The organism is Buchnera aphidicola (Drepanosiphum platanoidis), assembly GCF_964020165.1.
Classification (GTDB): domain Bacteria; phylum Pseudomonadota; class Gammaproteobacteria; order Enterobacterales; family Enterobacteriaceae; genus Buchnera_J; species Buchnera_J aphidicola_BL.
In genome coordinates this window covers 194427-212822 of record NZ_OZ026537.1, presented here as the reverse complement: position 1 = coordinate 212822, position 18396 = coordinate 194427, and the positions used below count along the sequence as shown (strand labels likewise).

Here is an 18396-nt window from a genome sequence, read left to right as displayed (position 1 = left end):
TAAAGATTTTAAAAAGTTTAGTTAAGGTAAATAATGTCACGTAAAACTCTTATTCAAAATTATAGAAATATTGGAATTAGCGCTCATATTGATGCTGGAAAAACTACTACAACAGAAAGAATTTTGTTTTATACTGGAATTAATCATAAAATTGGAGAAGTTCATGATGGAGATGCTACCATGGATTGGATGGAACAAGAGCAAGAAAGAGGAATAACGATTACTTCTGCAGCCACTACTACTTTTTGGAGTGGAATGAATAAACAGTTTTTAGAACATAGAATAAATATTATTGATACTCCTGGGCATGTAGATTTTACTATTGAAGTAGAAAGATCTATGCGTATTTTAGATGGAGTTGTAATGGTATATTGTGCAGTAGGAGGAGTTCAACCTCAATCAGAAACTGTATGGAGGCAAGCAGACAAATATAAAGTACCTAGAATTGCTTTTATAAATAAAATGGATCGTTTAGGTTCAAATTTTTTTAATGTTGTTAAACAGATGAGAAGTCGATTAAATGCAAATCCAGTAGTAATTCAAATACCAATTGGTTCAGAAGAAGATTTTACGGGTATTATAGATTTAGTAAAAATGAAATCTGTGTATTGGAAAGATGACGATCAAGGAATTACTGTTTCTTATGATGAAATCCCTAAAAATATGTTATTAGAATCAGAAAAATGGCATCAAAAATTGATAGAATTAGTAGCTGAAGATGATGATGTTTTAATGAATAAATATTTAAATGAAGAAAAAATTTTAGAAACAGAAATTAAATATATATTAAGAAAAAAATCTTTAAATAATGAAATAGTTTTAATTACTTGTGGTTCTGCTTTTAAAAATAAAGGAGTTCAAGCATTATTAGATGCAATTATAGAATATTTACCTTCTCCTATTGATATAGATTACAATATTAAAGTAAGTAAAAATAAAAAAAAAAATAAATATTTAAAAACTAATTTGAAAAATGAACCTTTTTCAGCATTAGCTTTTAAAATATCTAATGATCCTTTTGTTGGAAATTTAACATTTTTTAGAGTATATTCAGGAAAAGTGAAATCAGGAGATATTGTATTTAATTCATCAAATTCTAAGCGTGAACGTTTTGGAAGAATTGTTCAAATGCATGCAAATAAAAGAGAAGAAATTAAAGAAGTATATTCTGGAGATATTGCTGCAGCAATAGGATTAAAAGATGTATCTACTGGAGATACATTGTGTAATGAAGAAAATTTAATTTTATTAGAAAAAATGGAATTTCCAGATCCTGTAATTTCTATTGCAGTGGAACCAAAGACTAAAGCAGATCAAGAAAAAATGGGAGCAGCATTAAATAAATTAGCCAAAGAAGATCCTTCATTTAAGGTAAGAACAGATGAAGAATCTAATCAAACAATAATTTCTGGAATGGGAGAATTACATTTAGAAATTATAGTTGATAGAATGAAAAGAGAGTTTAATGTTAGTGCAAATATTGGGAAACCTCAAGTTTCTTATAGAGAAACTATTAAAAAAACTGTCAAAAATATTGAAGGGAAATATATTAAACAATCTGGAGGAAGAGGTCAATATGGGCATGTTATTATAGATTTATTTCCTTTAAAGAATAGTGAATATAATGATTTAGATTATAAATTTATAAATGACATTAAAGGAGGTGTTATTCCTGGTGAATATATACCTGCAGTCGATAAAGGAATTAAAGAACAATTAAAATGTGGTCCATTAGCAGGTTACCCTGTGATGGGTATAGGAGTTCGATTGCATTTTGGATCTTATCATGATGTAGATTCTTCAGAGATTGCTTTTAAGTTAGCAGCGTCTTATGCTTTTAAAAAAGGTTTTAAAGAAGCAAGTCCTGTACTTTTAGAGCCTATTATGAAAGTAGAAGTAGAAACTCCAGAAGATTATATGGGCGATGTTATTGGAGATTTAAATAGAAGAAGAGGAGTTATTGAAAATATGGAAGATACTTCATTTTTAAAAAAAATTAATGTATTAGTTCCATTATCAGAAATGTTTGGGTATGCTACAGATTTAAGATCTCAAACCCAAGGAAGAGCTTCTTATTCTATGGAGTTTATAAAATATTCAGAGGCTCCTAATAATGTTTCTGAAAAAATTATTAAAAAGAATCAAAATTAGATTTTTTAATATATTAGAATAATAAAAAAATTTAAGGTTAAAATTATGGCTAAAGAAAAATTTAAAAGATCGAAACTTCATGTTAATGTTGGTACAATTGGTCATGTTGATCATGGAAAAACCACTTTGACAGCAGCTATTACTACTGTTTTAGCTAAACGTTATGGAGGATCAGCTAAAGCTTTTGATCAAATTGATAATGCTCCAGAAGAAAAAGCCAGAGGAATTACTATTAATACGTCTCATGTAGAATATGATACGGAAAAAAGACATTACGCACATGTAGATTGTCCAGGTCATGCGGATTATATAAAAAATATGATTACAGGTGCTGCACAAATGGACGGTGCAATTCTGGTAGTTGCTGCTACAGATGGTCCTATGCCTCAAACTAGAGAACATATTTTATTAGGTCGTCAAGTAGGAGTTCCTTATATAGTAGTATTTTTAAATAAATGTGATATGGTTGATGATGAAGAATTACTTGAGCTTGTAGAAATGGAAGTAAGAGATTTGTTAACACAATATGAATTTCCTGGGGATGTTACTCCTATAATTCGAGGTTCAGCTTTAAAAGCTTTAGAGGGAGATCCTAAATGGGAAGAAAAAATTATAGAATTATCTGAAAAATTAGATAATTATATACCAGATCCTAAAAGATCTATAGAAAAATCTTTTTTACTACCTATTGAAGATGTTTTTTCAATTTCTGGAAGAGGAACTGTAGTAACAGGGAGAGTAGAAAGAGGGGTTATTAAAGTTGGAGAAGAAATAGAAATAGTAGGTATTAAGCCGACGACAAAAACTATTTGTACTGGAGTAGAAATGTTCAGAAAGCTTTTGGATGAAGGAAGAGCTGGAGAAAATATTGGAGTATTATTACGAGGCACAAAACGAGAAGAAATAGAAAGAGGACAAGTATTGTCAAAACCTGGAAGTATACTTCCACATGCAAAATTTGAAGCTGAAGTTTATGTTTTATCTAAAGAAGAAGGTGGTCGCCATACACCATTTTTTAAAGGTTATAGGCCTCAATTTTATTTTAGAACTACTGATGTTACAGGATTTGTAGAATTACCTAAGGATGTAGAAATGGTTATGCCTGGAGATAATATAAAAATGGTAGTTACATTAATTCATCCTATTGCTATGGACGAAGGATTAAGATTTGCAATTAGAGAAGGTGGAAAAACTGTTGGAGCGGGAGTAGTCTCAAAAGTTATTAATTAATAAAAAATAATTTTTTAAAATGATTTTAATATAAACATTATAAATAAAATAATTTTTAAATTTTTTGTTTTATTTTTTTGAGTTTACATGATAAATTCTCATTAGAATTTATCATGAAATATAAAGATTAAATAATTTTTTATTTTTTTACATTATTTTAATTTTTATAAAATTTTTTTTTATAATTATGAAATGGAGTTTTTATGAGTAAAAATGTACAAAATCAAAGAATTAGAATTCGATTAAAAGCATTTGATCATAGATTAATAGATCATTCTACATTAGAAATTGTAGAAACAGCAAAAAGAACGGGAGCTCAAGTTAGAGGCCCAATACCATTACCTACAAAAAAAGAAAAATTTACTATTTTGATTTCCCCTCATGTAAATAAAGATGCTCGAGATCAATATGAGATTAGAACTCATAAAAGATTAATAGATATTGTTCAACCTACAGAAAAAACTGTAGATGCATTAATGCGATTAGATTTAGCTGCAGGTGTAGATATTCAAATCAGTTTAAGATAATAAAAAAAAAATTTTGAGGTATAAAATGTTAGGTTTTGTTGGAAAAAAAGTTGGTATGACTAGAATTTTTTTTGATGCAGGAAATTCTGTTCCAGTTTCTGTGATTAAGATAGAGCAGCATAGAATTACTAAAATAATACGACATATAAATTTTAATTCTTTGCAAGTTACTGTAGGATTTAAAAAAAAAAAATTTTTAAAAAAAACAGAAAAAGGATATTTTTCAAAATTAAACATTTTACCTGGACGAGGGTTATGGGAGTTTAAATATTCTGGTAAATTAAAATATAAAATTGGAGATGTTTTAAATATAAAGTTATTTGATACTGTTAAAAAAGTAGATGTAACAGGAATATCTAAAGGAAAAGGTTTTGCTGGAACTATTAAAAGATGGAATTTTTCTTCTCAAGATGCTACACATGGAAATTCATTATCTCATAGAGCTCCTGGTTCAATTGGTCAAAATCAAACTCCAGGAAGAGTTTTTAAAGGAAAAAAAATGGCTGGTCATATGGGAAACGAAAAGGTTACCATTCAAAGTTTAAAATTAATAAAAATTGATTATGAAAATAATGTTTTTTTAATTAAGGGGTCTATTCCAGGTCATAAAGGTAATGATGTGATTATCAAACCTGCTGTTAAACAAAGAGGAGTAAATAATAAGTGAATATTTTATTAAAAGATTCTAAAAAAAATGTTTTAATTTCTAAAAATATTTTTAATTTTCCTTTTAATAGAACTTTAATACATCAAGTTATTACAACTTTTCAAACAAGATTACGAAAAGGGACTAAAGCTCAAAAAAGTCGGGGTGAAGTATCTGGTTCTGGTAAAAAACCTTGGAGACAAAAAGGTACAGGTCGAGCTAGAGTAGGTTCTTTAAGAAGTCCAATTTGGAGATCTGGAGGAGTAACTTTTGCGGCAAAAAGTAAAAAATATATTAAAAAAGTTAATAAAAAAATGTACAAAGCTGCGATGAAAAGTATACTATCAGAATTAGTTCGCGTAAAAAGATTAAATTTTTTTAAAAATTTTAATATTAATGCCCCAAAAACTAAAATTTTATTTAAAAAATTAAAGTCATTAAATTTTACAGATGTTTTAATTATTACACATAAATTAAAAAAAAATTTATTTCTTGCTTCTAGGAATTTATATAAAATTAAAGTAATAGATACAAAATTAATTAATCCTATAGATTTACTTAAATTTAAAAGCATTATAATTACTTTTAAAGCATTAAAAAAAATTGAGGAAATTTTTGAATGAAATCTTATAATAGACTATTAAATATTATTAAATCATTGCATATTTCTGAAAAAACTACTCAAATTAAAGAGAATTCTAATATTATTGTACTAAAAGTTTTAAAATCTGCTACTAAAAGAGAAATTAAAATTGCATTAAAAAAATTTTTATTTTTACATTCAGAAAAAATAAATATTGTACAAATGAAAGGGAAAAAAAAAAGTTATGGAAATAAAATATTTTTTAAACAAGATTGGAAAAAAGCATACATAAAATTGAAAAAAGATCAAAATTTAGATTTTTTAAATAATCATTCAGGATAATTAGAGTATTTTAAATTATGTCTATAATAAAATGTAAGCCAACGTCTCCAGGAAGACGTCATGTTATAAAGTTAAAAAACAATTTTTTATATAAAGGTAGACCAAAATCTTTTTTATTAAAAAAAAATAGTAAAACTGGAGGTAGAAATAACCAAGGAAGAATTACGACTAGACATATTGGAGGAAGACATAAAAGACTTTATAGAAAAATTGATTTTAAAAGAAATAAAGACAATATAAAAGCGGTAGTAGAAAGAATAGAATATGATCCTAATAGATCTGCTCATATTGCTCTTTTATTGTACAAAGATGGATCAAGAAGTTATATTTTAGCTCCTAAAGGACTTTCTATTGGAAACAAAATTTTTTCAGGGGTAAACGCTCCTATTAATATAGGAAATTCTTTACCTATGTATAAGATTCCTATTGGATCATTATTACATAATGTAGAGATGAAACCATATAAAGGGGGTCAATTAGCAAGATCTGCAGGTAGTTATGTACAGTTAGTTTCTAGAGGAGATAAATATGTTACTGTAAGGTTAAGATCTGGAGAAATTAGAAAAATAGAATCCAAATGTAGAGCAACTATAGGAGAAGTTGGAAATTCTGAGCATATGTTAAGAGTATTAGGGAAAGCTGGTGCTTCTAGATGGAGGGGAATTAGACCTACAGTGAGAGGAACAGCTATGAATCCAATTGATCATCCTCATGGAGGTGGAGAAGGGAGAAATTTTGGTAAACATCCTGTTACTCCTTGGGGAAAACAAACTAAAGGTAAAAAAACAAGAAGAAATAAAAGAACTCAAAAATTTATCATTCATAATAGAAAAAAGAAATAACAACTTCTTAAATTTTTAAAAATATTAAATAGGAAAAATTTATATTATATGCCAAGATCTCTTAGAAAAGGTCCATTTATAGATGTAAGTTTATTAAAAAAAGTTAAAAAAACAAATTTAGAAAAATCAAAAAAACCTATTAAAACTTGGTCTAGAAGATCAACAATTTTCCCAAATATGGTAGGCTTGACTATTGCTGTTCATAATGGAAAACAACATATTCCAGTATTTATTACTGAAGAAATGGTTGGTCATAAACTTGGTGAATTTTCTTTAACTAGAACATATCGTGGCCATAATTCAGACAAAAAAATTAAAAAAAGTTAGCTTTAAAATAAAAAAAATAAAAAAAATAATTTAAAAAATATTGAAATGAATAAATAGAGGAATTTTATGGAAATTATAGCTAAATGTAAAAAAATTCGTTCATCACCTCAAAAAATAAGAGTAATTGCTAATTTTATTCGAGGTAAAAATATTAAAAAAGCATTTCAAATTTTAAGTTTTAATGCTAAAAAATCATCTTTTTTATTAAAAAAAGTATTATTTTCTGCTATTTCAAATGCAGAACATAATTATGGAATTGATTTAGAAAAATTAAAAATTAAAAAAATTTTTATAGATAATGGACCTACTTTAAAACGTACTATGCCTAGAGCAAAAGGAAAATCTGATAAAATTTTAAAAAGAACTAGTCATATTACAATTATATTATCTGAAAAGTAATGTATTTATTATATAACTTTTATTATTATATTTATATTTTATAAAAAAAGGAAAATTTTATGGGTCAAAAAGTTAATCCTAATGGTATGAGATTAGGAATTATTAAATCTTGGAATTCAATTTGGTTTTCAGGTACTAAAAATTTTCCTGATTACTTAGATAATGATTATCAAGTGCGTAAATTTTTAATGAAAAAATTGTTTAAAGCTTCAATCTCCAAAATAATAATTGAGCGATTATCTAAAAATTTAACTGTTACTATTTTTACGGCTAGACCTGGAATTGTTATTGGAAGAAAAGGAGAAGATATAGGTAAATTAAGAATTTTAGTGTCTAAGATTTCTAATCTTCCTACAAAAATTAATATTTCTGAAGTTCAAAAACCAGAGTTAGATGCAAAATTAGTCTCTGAACATGTAGTATTACAGTTAGAAAGAAGAATTATGTTTAGAAGAGCTATGAAACGCTCTATACAAAATTCAATGAGACAGGGAGCACAAGGAATTAAAATTGAAATCAGTGGTAGGTTAGGAGGAGCTGAAATAGCTCGAACAGAATGGCATCGAGAAGGAAGAGTCCCTTTACATACTTTAAGAGCTAATATTGATTATAATTGTGCTGAAGCTCATACTACTTATGGTGTAGTAGGAGTAAAAGTATGGATTTTTAAAGGAGAAATTTTAGATGGAATGCCAAAATATTCTTTAAATAAGAATAAAAATTTAAGAAATAATACTAATAGAAGTAATAGAAGATTAAAACAAAGGAATAATTTAATTATATGATGCATCCTAAAAATACAAAATTTAAAAAAATGCATAAAGGTAAGAATAGAGGTTTAGTTGTTAATGATCAAATTAAATTTGGTTCTTATGCTTTAAAAGCAATTACTCGAGCTAGAATTACTTCTAGACAAATTGAATCAGCCAGAAGAAATATATCTCGTTATATTAAAAAATTAGGAAAATTATGGATTAGAATATTTCCAGATAAACCAATTACTCAAAAACCATTAGAAGTAAGAATGGGGAAGGGTAAAGGAAATGTTGAATATTGGGTATTTTTAGTAAAACCAGGGAAAATATTATATGAGATAGATGGAATTTCTGAAGAACTTTCTAGAGAAGCATTTAAATTAGCTTCAGATAAATTACCAGTTAAAACAATGTTTATTAAAAAAAAATAAGGTTTTAAAACTTATATGAAAAAAATTTTTAGAAAAAAAAGTATTAAAGAATTAAATTCGGAGTTATGTCTTTTATTAAAAGAAAAATTTAATTTAAAAATGCAATGTTCTGCTAAAAAATTACAACAAACTCATTTATTAAAAAAATCTAGAAAAAATATAGCTATTATTAAAACTTTAATAACTGAAAAAACAAGAATATAAAATAATTATGATAAATAAAAAAAAAGTTTTTCAAGGTATAGTGTTAAGTAATAAAATGAATAAATCTATAGTAGTATTATTAGAGCGAAAAATAAAACATCCTATTTATAAAAAATTTATAAGAAAAAAAACTAAGTTACATGTTCATGATGAAAATAATGAATGTAAAATTGGAGATTTTGTTGAAATTGTAGAATGTAAACCTATCTCTAAGACAAAAAGTTGGTCTTTAAAAAAAGTATTAAAAAAAAATATTTTATAAGAAGGTATAAAATGATTCAAGAACAAACAATTTTAAATGTTGCTGATAATTCTGGTGCTCGTTTAGTTTTATGTATTAAAGTTTTAGGTGGATCGAAAAAAAAATATGCTAATATTGGAGATTTAATTAAAGTTGCAGTTAAAGAAGCAGTTCCACGAAGCAAAGTCAAAAAAGGAGAAGTTTTAAAAGCAATAGTGGTTCGTACTAGAAAAGGAATTAGAAGATTAGATGGATCTTTAATTAGATTTGATCATAATTCTTGTGTAATATTAAATGAAACTGATCAATTAATAGGGACGAGGATTTTTGGTCCTGTAACTAGAGAAATAAGAACTAAAAAATTTATGAAAATTATATCTTTAGCTCCAGAAGTTTTATAATAATTAAATTTAATTAGGGAGAATTTTTATGGCTTTAAAAATAAAATTTAATGATAAAGTTATAATTTTATCTGGAAAAGATAAAAATAAAGTAGGTATTGTAAAAAAAGTTTTTTTAGATAAAAAAAAAATAATTGTAGAAGGAGTTTGTATGGTAAAAATTCATAAAAAACCAAATCCTTCATTAAATCAAATAGGAGGAATACAAACTATAGAATCTCCAATACCAATATCTAAGGTTTCAATTTTAAATCCTAAAACTAATAAAAAAGATCGAGTAGGATTTAAATTTGTCAACGGGAAAAAAGTTCGTTTTTTAAAATCAGATAATACAGTTCTTTAATATTAACTTTATAAATTAATATTTTATTAATATTTTTAATTTATAATCAATTTTTTTAAAATTTTATTTTTTTAAATTATTTCAAGGAATTTTATGCCGAATTTCTTACATGTTCTTTATAAAACTAAAATAATTAAAGCATTAAAATCAAAATTTTCTTATAAATCTATTATGCAAGTTCCTAAAATTGTCAAAATTATATTAAATATGGGAGTAGGTGAGTCTATTGTAAATAAAAAAAAATTAGATTTTGCTGTTTCTGATTTAACAGCTATATCTGGTCAAAAACCATTAATAACTAAAGCGAAAAAATCTATTGCGGCTTTTAAAATTCGACAAGGTTATCCGATTGGATGCAAAGTTACTTTACGTGGTTTTAAAAAATGGGATTTTTTAAACAAATTAATATCTATTGCAATACCTAGAATTAGAGATTTTAGAGGTTTATCTAAGCGATCTTTTGATGGTTATGGAAATTATAATATAGGAATTAAAGAGCAAATAATATTTCCAGAAATAGATTATGATAAAATTGATAAAATTAGAGGTTTAGATATTAATATTGTTACTACTGCTAATTCTGATAAAGAAGGATATGAGTTATTAAAATCTTTTAATTTTCCATTTATAAAGTAATTTTTCTTAATCATTTGTATATTTTTTAAAAGAGAGAAAGTTTAAAATGGCTAAACAATCTATGAAAGAAAGAGAAAAAAAAAGAATTTTTTTAGCAAACAAATTTTTTAAAGTAAGGTTATCTTTGAAATCAATTATTAAAAATAAAAAAAATAATCAAAAAAAAAGATGGGAAGCAGTAATAAAATTACAATCTTTACCTAGAGATTCTAGCCCTTCAAGACAAAGAAATAGGTGCCGAAGAACTGGAAGGCCTCATGCTTTTTTGAGAAAGTTTGGTTTGAGTAGAATGACTTTAAGAGAGTGTGCTATGAAAGGAGAAATTCCTGGATTAAGAAAGTCGAGTTGGTAATAAAATTTTTTATACAATATTTTTATTATGGAGTAATTAAAAAATGAGTATGCAAGATCCTATATCAGATATGTTTACTAGAATTAGAAATGGTCAAAAAGCAAATAAAATTTTTGTTAATATACCATGTTCTAAAGTTAAGATTGCAATTAGTAAATTATTAAAAGACGAAGGATATATTATAGATTATAAAATACTTGGTGAAAAAAAAAAAATTTTAACTATATATTTAAAATATTTTAATAATAGTCCTGTTATAGAAAAAGTTATTAGAATTAGTAAACCAAGTTTGAGAATATATAAAAAAAAAAATAATATATGTTCAGTAATTAATGGTTTAGGAATAGCTATTATTTCTACTTCTAAGGGAATAATGACAGATAAGAAAGCAAGAAAATTAGGTGTAGGTGGAGAGTTAATTTGTCATATTTCTTAATTTAAAAAAAAAGGAAACATATGTCAAGAATAGCTAAAAAATCTATATTAATTCCTAAAGAAGTTCAAATTAAAATAGATAATAATAAAGTTACTGTAATAGGAATTAAAGGAACATTATTTAAATATTTGAATAATGTTGTACAATTAAGTTATAACAATAGAATATTAAAATTTTCTGTATTTAAAAATATTCAAAAAAATTGGATGCATGCGGGGACTAGTAGATCTTTAGTTAATTCTATGATTATTGGCGTTACAAATGGATTTTTAAAAAAATTGAAACTAATAGGGGTTGGATATCGAGCTTCTTTAAGTAATTTTAATAATATAAACATGATAGTAATGTCTTTAGGTTATTCTCATGATATAAAGTATATTTTGCCTAAAGGAGTGAATGTTAATATTTCCTCTCAAACAGAAATTACTGTTTTTGGAATTGATAAACAATTAATTGGTCAAGTAGCTGCAAATTTAAGAAATTTTAGAATTCCAGATGCATATAAAGGAAAAGGAGTAAGATATATAGATGAAATTGTAAAAATAAAAGAGGCTAAAAAAAAGTAATATGAATATTTTAAAAAAAAATATTTCTAATAGAAAAAAAAGATCTATTAAAATACGTGATATTATTATAAAAAGTAAACGACATCGATTATTTGTTTATAAAAGTTCAAGACATATTTATGCGCAATTAATTTCATTACATGATTCTACTATTTTAGTTTCTGCATCTACATTAGAGAAAAAATTTTTTAAAAAAATAAATTATACTGGTAATAAAATAGCAGCAAAAATGGTAGGAAAATTAATTGCAAAACGTTCTTTAAAAAAAGGAATAAATACTGTTTCTTTTGATCGAGCAGGTTTTAAATATCATGGTAGAATTAAATCTTTAGCTGAATCTGCTCGAAAATTTGGCTTAAAATTTTAGGATTTATAACAATGATTAAAAATGAAAAAAAATATAAAAAAGATTTTCAAGAAAAATTAATTTCTGTGAATAGAGTTTCAAAAACTGTAAAAGGAGGTAGAGTTTTTTCATTTACAGCTCTTACTGTTGTTGGTAATGGAAATGGTAAAGTTGGATTTGGATATGGAAAAGCAAAAGAAGTACCTTTTGCGATACAAAAAGCTATGGAAAAAGCCAGAAAAAATATGATTACTTTTGATTTGATTAATAAAACTTTACAACATGAAGTTACAGAATCTTATACTGGATCTAAAATTTTTATGAAACCTGCATCTGATGGAACAGGGATTATTGCTGGGGGAGCTATGAGAGCGGTTTTAGAAGTTTCTGGTATTTCTAATGTATTAGCAAAAACGTATGGATCTACAAATCCTATCAATGTGGTAAAAGCTACTATTAATGCTTTATCAAAAATGAAATCTTTAAAAACAATTTTAAAAAAAAGAAATAAAAGATTTTAAAATATATATAAATAAATAATTAAAAATTATAAATATATGAAAAAAAAAATTTTAAAAATTACACAGATTAAAAGTAGTATTGGAATATTACCCAAGCATAAAGCTACTTTATTAGGTTTAGGTTTAAGATTTATTAATCATTCAGTTTATAGAGAAATGACTAAATCTAATTTAGGAATGATTAAAAAAATTTCTTATTTATTAAAAATTAAACAAAGAGATTTATAAAAATGTATTTAAATACTATTTTTTCTAAAAAAAATTCAAAAAAATCAAAAAAGAGATTAGGGCGAGGAATTGGATCAGGATTAGGAAAAACTTCTGGAAGAGGTCATAAAGGACAAAAATCAAGAAAAGGAAGTAGCATAAGAAGAGGTTTTGAGGGAGGACAAACTCCTTTATATAGAAGATTACCTAAATTTGGTTTTAGATCTAGAAAAAAAAAATTTTCTCAACATGTACGTTTATCAGAAATTTTAGTAATATCTAATAAAATTATTGATTTAAAAACATTAAAAAAATGGAAAATTGTAAATATAAATGTAAAAAAAGTAAAAATAATTTTGTTTGGAAAAAAAATTCCGACATGTTTAAGATTAAAAGGTATTTTGATTACTAAAGGTGTTCGTTCAGCTATTTTATCTTCTGGGGGAACTATTAAGGAATTATAGAAAATAATGCTTAAAAAATTACCTAATTATTTTAAAAATAGTTTTAATAGTAATTATTTAGAGATTAAAAATAGATTATCCTTTTTAATATTTGCTTTAATAATTTTTAGAATTGGATCTTTTATTCCTATACCTAGTATACATTCTACAATTATTGTTAAAATATTAAAAAATAGTCATAGTACTATTATGGATATTTTTAACATGTTTTCTGGAGGAGCATTAAGAAGAGTTTCTATATTTTCTCTAGGAATTATGCCATATATTTCTGCTTCAATTATAATTCAATTATTAACATTTTTATATAAACCTTTAATAGAATTAAAAAAAGAAGGAGAATTTGGTAGATTAACAATAAATAATTATACTAAAAATTTTACTTTGATATTAGCTATTATTCAATCTATTATTATTGCTATTAGTTTACCTTATTTTTATGATGATGATAGTATTTTATGTTCAAAAGGAATAAATTATTATTTTTATATTACCACTTCATTAAGTTTAGTAACAGGAACAATGTTTTTAATGTGGTTAGGAGATTTAATAACTGAACGTGGACTTGGGAATGGAATTTCTATTATTATTTTTTCAGGAATTGTTGCTTCATTACCTGAAGCTTGCTTACATACTATTAAAAATGTTAAATCATCAAATTTAAGTTATTTTAATTTGTTAGAAATTTTTATATTAGTATTTTTTGTGATATTTTTTGTTGTTTTTATTGAAAGAGCACAGAGAAAAATTTTAATATATTATTCTAATAAAAATAATAACAGAAGATTGAACACTATTCAAAGTTCTTATTTGCCTTTAAAAATTAATATGTCTGGAGTAATTCCGGCAATTTTTTCAGCTAGTTTAGTTTTGTTTCCAGCTACTATTTCTTCATGGATTATTCATAAAAATTTATTTAATTTTTTGTTTTTAATAAAAATATCTCAATGTATTCAACCTGGTCAACCTATTTATATTATTTTATATATTCTTTCAATTATTTTTTTCTGTTTTTTTTATACAAATTTAACATTTAATCCAAGAGAAACAGCAGAAAATTTAAAAAAATCTGGCGCTTTTATAGCTGGAATTAGACCTGGAGAACAAACATCTATATATATTGAAAATATAATGTTAAAGTTAATTTCTATAAATTCTATGTATATAGTATTTATTTGTTTAGTTCCAGATTTTATGAGAAATATAATACATGCTCCGTTTTATTTTGGTGGAACTTCATTATTAATCGTAGTAGTAGTAATTATAGATTTTATTTCTCAAATTCAAACTTTAATGATGTCTAACAGGTATAATTCTATTTTTAAAAAATCAAATTTAAGTTTTTAAAAAATAAAATTTTTTTTAATATTTATAAAAGAGTGTAATTATGAAAGTACGTACTTCAGTAAAAAAAATGTGTAGAGATTGTAAAATTGTTAAAAGAAATAGAGTGGTTAGAATAATTTGTTCTAATTATCCTAAACATAATCAACGTCAAGGTTAATTATTAGTTAACATTTTAAAATTTATTTTATAAGGAGTTTTCAATTTGGTTCGTATAGCAGGAATTAATATTCCTAATGAAAAAAGAGTAATTATTGCTTTAATGAAAATTTATGGAATTGGGAAGTCTAGAGCTAGTTTAATTTGTAAAATTTTAAAGATTCCTAAAATTTTTAAAGTGAAAGATTTAAATAAAAAACAAGTTGAATCTGTAAGATTAGAAATAACCAAATTTGCAGTTGAAGGAGATTTAAGACGTAAAAATGCTATGAGTATAAAAAGACTCATTGATTTAGGTTCATATAGAGGAACACGACACCGAAGAAATTTACCAGTACGAGGGCAAAGAACAAAAACTAACGCAAGAACTCGAAAAGGCCCAAGAAAACCAATAAAAAAATAATTTTTTAAAACATAAGAGAAAATGTTTATGATTAAAAAAAATATTAGATCTTCTAAAAAAAAAACTAAAAAAAAAATTTTAGATGGAATTGCTCATATACACGCTTCTTTTAACAATACTATTGTTTCTATCACTGATAGAAATGGGAATTCTTTAGGTTGGGCTACTTCAGGGGGATCTGGTTTTAGAGGGTCAAGAAAGTCTACACCTTTTGCAGCTCAAGTTGCTGCAGAAAAATGCGCAGAAAAAGTTAAAGATTATGGAATAAAAAATTTAGAAGTAATGGTAAAAGGACCAGGACCAGGAAGAGAATCTACTATTAGAGCTTTATATGCATTTGGTTTTAAAATTACTAATATTATTGATGTAACTCCTATACCCCATAATGGATGTAGACCTCCAAAAAGAAGAAGAGTTTAACTTTTTATTTTTTCATTTTTTTTATTTTTTTTTAAGGATATATAATATATGGCAAGATATTTAGGACCAAAATTACGATTAAGTCGAAGAGAAGGAACAGATTTATATTTGAAATCTGGTTTTCGTTCAATTTCTTCAAAATGTAAAATTGATAAATTTCCAGGACAACATGGATCTAGAAAAACGAGATTGTCAGATTATGGTATTCAATTACGAGAAAAACAAAAAGTAAAAAGATTATATGGAATTTTAGAAAAACAATTTAGAAAATATTATAAATTAGCTTCTAAATCTAAAGGAAATACTGGTGAAAAATTGTTACAATTATTAGAAAGTAGATTAGATAATGTAATTTATAAAATGGGGTTTGGATCTACAAGATCAGAATCTCGTCAGTTAATAAATCATAAATCTATTTTAGTAAATAATAAAATTGTAAATATACCATCTTATCAAGTTTTCCCTAAAGATTGTATTGCAATTAAAAAAAAATCTATAAATCAGTTAAGAATTAAAGCTTCTTTAGAGTTATTTGAGCAAAAAGAAAAACCTTCATGGATAGATTTAAATAAAAGTAAAATGATAGGAACTTTTTTAAGAGTACCAGATAGATCTGACTTATCTGCAGATATTAATGAACATTTAATTATAGAGCTTTATTCGAAATAATATATTTTTAGGATAAAATCATGTCAGATTCTTTAATTAATTTTTTAAAACCTCGATTAGTAGATATTAAGCAATTTAACAAAAATCATGCAAAAGTTACTTTAGAGCCATTAGAAAGAGGTTTTGGTCATACATTAGGAAATGCATTAAGAAGAATATTATTATCATCTATGCCAGGATGTGCTGTAACTGAAGTAGAAATTGATGGAGTTTTACATGAATATAGTAGCAAAGATGGAATTAAAGAGGATGTTTTAGAAATTTTATTAAATTTGAGAGAACTTGCTGTAAAGATTCATGATAAAAATAAATCTTACTTAACATTAAAAAAAAAAGGATTTGGTGTAGTTACTGCATCTGATTTTATTTGTGATTCAAACGTTGAAATTATAAAATTAGATCATATAATTTGTCATTTAACTCATAAAAGTTCTTCTATTTCTATGAAAGTTAAAGTAGAAAGAGGAAGAGGTTATGTATTAGCTTCTTCAAAAATCATTCAAAAAAAAAATTCTTTAAAAATTGGTCGTTTATTACTTGATGCTTCATATAGCCCTATTAATCGAATATCCTATAGTGTAGAAGCAGCTAGAGTAGAGCAAAGAACAGATTTAGATAAATTAATAATAGAAATGGAAACTAATGGAACAATTGAACCTGAAGAGGCAATACGAAGATCAGCAACAATTTTATCAGATCAATTAGAGTCTTTTATTGATTTAAGAGATGTTTGTGAGCCTTTAGAAAAATTACAAAAACCTGAGTTTTCTCCGATTTTATTAAGACCAGTAGATGATTTAGAATTAACAGTAAGATCTGCTAATTGCTTAAAAGCTGAATCTATACATTATATCGGAGATCTTGTTCAAAAAACTGAAATTGAATTATTAAAAACTCCAAATTTAGGGAAAAAATCTTTAATGGAAATTAAAGATATTTTAGCTTCTCATAATTTATCATTAGGCTCAAAATTAGAAAATTGGCCTCCAGATAGTTTATTGAAAAAATAAAATTTATTCTTAAAAAATTAGGAAATTTAGAGTATTATGAGACATAAAAAAGTTGGAAAAAAATTTAATAGAAAAAGAAGTCATGTTAAATCTATGATTAAAAATATGATTTGTTCATTATTAAATTTTGAAAAAATTAAAACTACTTTGCCAAAATCTAAAGAATTGAAAAGGTTTATCGAACCTATTATTACTATAGCTAAAGTAGATAGTGTATCTAATAGAAGAATAATTTTTTCTAAAATTAGAAATAATTATTTAGTTTCAAAATTATTTAATGATCTTGGTCCTTTTTTTTTAAAAAAACCAGGTGGTTATACCAAAATTTTAAAATGTGGTTATCGAGCAGGTGATAGAGCTCCTATGGCATATATTTTTTTTTCAGATAGAATAATTAAAAATAAAAATAAAATAATTATTTCAAAAAAAAATATATAAAAAATTTTAAAACAAACGGCATGCCATGCCGTTCTGTTTTTTATAAATTTTTATGTTAGTAATTTCCCTATTTTAAAAAAATTTTTATAAGAATTATACAAATTACAAGAATAATTTTTTTTTTTTCCAGAAATTTGTAATTTTGTAATATTTAAAAAATTTTTTTTTGTTTCTATTAAAATTCCATTTTTATTAAAATCTTTAATTTTTCCAATTAAATTTTTATTTTTATTTTTTTTTTTTTTTAATATTATTTCTGATTTTAAAATTTTTACCATTTTTTTGTTAATAAAAAAATAAGAACTTGGCCATGGTTTATATGCTCGAATCATTCTTTCTATTTTTTTTGCAGAATTGTTCCAATTAATATGGCCATCTTTTTTTTTAATTTTTTTAGTGTATGTAGCTTTATTATTATTTTGTGGAATTTTTTTTATTTTTTGTTTAAGTATTTGATTCAAAACTTTTACAATTGATTGTTTTCCAATTTTAGCTAAATTGTTAGATAAACTATTGTAATTTTCTTTTTTTTTTATTTTATATTCTTTAATGTATATTATATCTCCAGAATCTATTTCAGTATTCATTTGAATAATAGAAATTCCAGTTTTTTTATCTCCAGATAAAATTGAATTTTGAATAGGTGAACAACCTCTCCATTTTGGTAATAATGAAGCATGAATATTAATACCACCTAAAGTAAAAATTTTTAAAATTTTTTTTGGAATTATCATACCAAAAGATACTACTAATAATAAATCAGAATTAATATTTTTTAATTTTTTTTTAATTTTAGAATTAAAATTTTTTACTTTAATAAGTTTAATATTATTTTTTTTAGAAAATTTTTCTATATAAGAAATTTTTTGATTTCTTTTTTTTTTTTTAGAAATTATTATAGCTTTTAATTTTACAAATGATAATAAAAAAATTTTTTTTAAATGTTTTAAAGAAAAAGCATCATTTCCAGCAAAAATAATTTTTATTTTTTTCATATTTTAATAAT

The 18396-nt window shown here is 24.5% G+C and carries 31 protein-coding genes; 30 read left to right on the top strand and 1 reads right to left on the bottom strand.

Going from position 1 to position 18396, the window contains the following annotated elements; translation table 11 throughout:
- Positions 1 to 33: 33 nt before the first annotated feature.
- The 30 genes from fusA (at position 34) to rplQ (ending at position 17390) form a co-directional block, all read left to right on the top strand.
- On the top strand, positions 34 to 2151 hold the full coding sequence (gene fusA, locus AACL42_RS01025; protein ID WP_340147668.1) for an elongation factor G: 2118 nt from the start codon (positions 34 to 36) through the stop codon (positions 2149 to 2151).
- A 45-nt stretch (positions 2152 to 2196) separates the two neighbouring features.
- On the top strand, positions 2197 to 3381 hold the full coding sequence (gene tuf, locus AACL42_RS01020; protein WP_340147667.1) for an elongation factor Tu: 1185 nt from the start codon (positions 2197 to 2199) through the stop codon (positions 3379 to 3381).
- Positions 3382 to 3584: 203 nt separating this feature from the next.
- Entirely contained in the window at positions 3585 to 3908 is a 324-nt protein-coding gene (gene rpsJ / locus AACL42_RS01015) for a 30S ribosomal protein S10 (protein WP_340147666.1), read from the top strand.
- Between the two features lie 25 nt (positions 3909 to 3933).
- Complete coding sequence (gene rplC, locus AACL42_RS01010; RefSeq protein WP_340147665.1) at positions 3934 to 4575, top strand: 50S ribosomal protein L3; 642 nt, start codon at positions 3934 to 3936, stop codon at positions 4573 to 4575.
- A complete protein-coding gene (gene rplD, locus AACL42_RS01005; protein WP_340147664.1) occupies positions 4572 to 5177 on the top strand; it encodes a 50S ribosomal protein L4 in 606 nt (201 codons plus the stop codon). Before rplC ends, rplD begins: the two co-directional genes overlap by 4 nt.
- Entirely contained in the window at positions 5174 to 5479 is a 306-nt protein-coding gene (rplW, locus tag AACL42_RS01000) for a 50S ribosomal protein L23 (RefSeq protein ID WP_340147663.1), read from the top strand. The genes rplD and rplW overlap by 4 nt, the downstream gene beginning before the upstream one ends.
- 17 nt (positions 5480 to 5496) lie before the next feature.
- Complete coding sequence (rplB, locus tag AACL42_RS00995; protein WP_340147662.1) at positions 5497 to 6321, top strand: 50S ribosomal protein L2; 825 nt, start codon at positions 5497 to 5499, stop codon at positions 6319 to 6321.
- Positions 6322 to 6369: 48 nt separating this feature from the next.
- Positions 6370 to 6648, top strand: coding sequence for a 30S ribosomal protein S19 (gene rpsS, locus AACL42_RS00990; protein ID WP_340147661.1), 279 nt, complete (start codon positions 6370 to 6372; stop codon positions 6646 to 6648).
- Positions 6649 to 6714: 66 nt separating this feature from the next.
- Positions 6715 to 7047 (top strand): 50S ribosomal protein L22, encoded by a 333-nt coding sequence (gene rplV / locus AACL42_RS00985; protein WP_340147660.1) that lies wholly within the window; start codon positions 6715 to 6717, stop codon positions 7045 to 7047.
- Between the two features lie 59 nt (positions 7048 to 7106).
- Positions 7107 to 7832 carry a 30S ribosomal protein S3 gene (gene rpsC, locus AACL42_RS00980; RefSeq protein WP_340147659.1) on the top strand — a complete coding sequence of 242 codons (726 nt, stop codon included), beginning with the start codon at positions 7107 to 7109 and terminating at the stop codon, positions 7830 to 7832.
- A complete protein-coding gene (gene rplP, locus AACL42_RS00975) occupies positions 7829 to 8233 on the top strand; it encodes a 50S ribosomal protein L16 (RefSeq protein WP_340147658.1) in 405 nt (134 codons plus the stop codon). The genes rpsC and rplP overlap by 4 nt, the downstream gene beginning before the upstream one ends.
- A 15-nt stretch (positions 8234 to 8248) precedes the next feature.
- Complete coding sequence (gene rpmC, locus AACL42_RS00970; RefSeq protein ID WP_340147657.1) at positions 8249 to 8437, top strand: 50S ribosomal protein L29; 189 nt, start codon at positions 8249 to 8251, stop codon at positions 8435 to 8437.
- 7 nt (positions 8438 to 8444) lie between these two features.
- Complete coding sequence (gene rpsQ / locus AACL42_RS00965) at positions 8445 to 8699, top strand: 30S ribosomal protein S17 (RefSeq protein WP_340147656.1); 255 nt, start codon at positions 8445 to 8447, stop codon at positions 8697 to 8699.
- An 11-nt stretch (positions 8700 to 8710) separates the two neighbouring features.
- Positions 8711 to 9079 carry a 50S ribosomal protein L14 gene (gene rplN / locus AACL42_RS00960; RefSeq protein ID WP_340147655.1) on the top strand — a complete coding sequence of 123 codons (369 nt, stop codon included), beginning with the start codon at positions 8711 to 8713 and terminating at the stop codon, positions 9077 to 9079.
- Between the two features lie 28 nt (positions 9080 to 9107).
- Positions 9108 to 9422, top strand: coding sequence for a 50S ribosomal protein L24 (gene rplX / locus AACL42_RS00955; protein WP_340147654.1), 315 nt, complete (start codon positions 9108 to 9110; stop codon positions 9420 to 9422).
- 93 nt (positions 9423 to 9515) lie between these two features.
- Positions 9516 to 10058, top strand: a complete 543-nt coding sequence (rplE, locus tag AACL42_RS00950; protein ID WP_340147653.1) for a 50S ribosomal protein L5 — start codon at positions 9516 to 9518, stop codon at positions 10056 to 10058.
- 46 nt (positions 10059 to 10104) lie between these two features.
- Complete coding sequence (gene rpsN / locus AACL42_RS00945) at positions 10105 to 10410, top strand: 30S ribosomal protein S14 (RefSeq protein ID WP_340147652.1); 306 nt, start codon at positions 10105 to 10107, stop codon at positions 10408 to 10410.
- A gap of 43 nt (positions 10411 to 10453) precedes the next feature.
- Complete coding sequence (gene rpsH / locus AACL42_RS00940) at positions 10454 to 10846, top strand: 30S ribosomal protein S8 (RefSeq protein WP_340147651.1); 393 nt, start codon at positions 10454 to 10456, stop codon at positions 10844 to 10846.
- 20 nt (positions 10847 to 10866) lie between these two features.
- Positions 10867 to 11412: a 50S ribosomal protein L6 gene (rplF, locus tag AACL42_RS00935; RefSeq protein WP_340147650.1), complete on the top strand. Its 546-nt coding sequence runs from the start codon at positions 10867 to 10869 to the stop codon at positions 11410 to 11412.
- A 1-nt stretch (position 11413) separates the two neighbouring features.
- Positions 11414 to 11779, top strand: a complete 366-nt coding sequence (gene rplR / locus AACL42_RS00930; protein WP_340147649.1) for a 50S ribosomal protein L18 — start codon at positions 11414 to 11416, stop codon at positions 11777 to 11779.
- 14 nt (positions 11780 to 11793) lie between these two features.
- Positions 11794 to 12279 carry a 30S ribosomal protein S5 gene (gene rpsE / locus AACL42_RS00925; RefSeq protein WP_425333446.1) on the top strand — a complete coding sequence of 162 codons (486 nt, stop codon included), beginning with the start codon at positions 11794 to 11796 and terminating at the stop codon, positions 12277 to 12279.
- A 36-nt stretch (positions 12280 to 12315) separates the two neighbouring features.
- The gene (gene rpmD / locus AACL42_RS00920; RefSeq protein WP_340147647.1) at positions 12316 to 12507 is read left to right on the top strand and encodes a 50S ribosomal protein L30; all 192 of its coding nucleotides are present in this window, start codon (positions 12316 to 12318) and stop codon (positions 12505 to 12507) included.
- A 2-nt stretch (positions 12508 to 12509) separates the two neighbouring features.
- Positions 12510 to 12950 (top strand): 50S ribosomal protein L15, encoded by a 441-nt coding sequence (rplO, locus tag AACL42_RS00915; RefSeq protein ID WP_340147646.1) that lies wholly within the window; start codon positions 12510 to 12512, stop codon positions 12948 to 12950.
- A 6-nt stretch (positions 12951 to 12956) separates the two neighbouring features.
- The gene (gene secY, locus AACL42_RS00910) at positions 12957 to 14294 is read left to right on the top strand and encodes a preprotein translocase subunit SecY (protein ID WP_340147645.1); all 1338 of its coding nucleotides are present in this window, start codon (positions 12957 to 12959) and stop codon (positions 14292 to 14294) included.
- Between the two features lie 40 nt (positions 14295 to 14334).
- Complete coding sequence (rpmJ, locus tag AACL42_RS00905; protein WP_340147644.1) at positions 14335 to 14451, top strand: 50S ribosomal protein L36; 117 nt, start codon at positions 14335 to 14337, stop codon at positions 14449 to 14451.
- 45 nt (positions 14452 to 14496) lie between these two features.
- Positions 14497 to 14853, top strand: a complete 357-nt coding sequence (rpsM, locus tag AACL42_RS00900) for a 30S ribosomal protein S13 (protein ID WP_340147643.1) — start codon at positions 14497 to 14499, stop codon at positions 14851 to 14853.
- Between the two features lie 27 nt (positions 14854 to 14880).
- The gene (gene rpsK / locus AACL42_RS00895; RefSeq protein ID WP_340147642.1) at positions 14881 to 15273 is read left to right on the top strand and encodes a 30S ribosomal protein S11; all 393 of its coding nucleotides are present in this window, start codon (positions 14881 to 14883) and stop codon (positions 15271 to 15273) included.
- 48 nt (positions 15274 to 15321) lie between these two features.
- Positions 15322 to 15942: a 30S ribosomal protein S4 gene (gene rpsD, locus AACL42_RS00890; RefSeq protein WP_340147641.1), complete on the top strand. Its 621-nt coding sequence runs from the start codon at positions 15322 to 15324 to the stop codon at positions 15940 to 15942.
- Between the two features lie 20 nt (positions 15943 to 15962).
- Positions 15963 to 16952 (top strand): DNA-directed RNA polymerase subunit alpha, encoded by a 990-nt coding sequence (locus AACL42_RS00885; RefSeq protein WP_340147640.1) that lies wholly within the window; start codon positions 15963 to 15965, stop codon positions 16950 to 16952.
- Between the two features lie 36 nt (positions 16953 to 16988).
- The gene (gene rplQ, locus AACL42_RS00880) at positions 16989 to 17390 is read left to right on the top strand and encodes a 50S ribosomal protein L17 (protein WP_340147639.1); all 402 of its coding nucleotides are present in this window, start codon (positions 16989 to 16991) and stop codon (positions 17388 to 17390) included.
- A gap of 50 nt (positions 17391 to 17440) precedes the next feature.
- Here the strand turns inward: rplQ and fmt are convergent, their stop codons facing one another.
- Positions 17441 to 18385 (bottom strand): methionyl-tRNA formyltransferase, encoded by a 945-nt coding sequence (fmt, locus tag AACL42_RS00875; protein ID WP_340147638.1) that lies wholly within the window; start codon positions 18383 to 18385, stop codon positions 17441 to 17443.
- Positions 18386 to 18396: the final 11 nt, after the last annotated feature.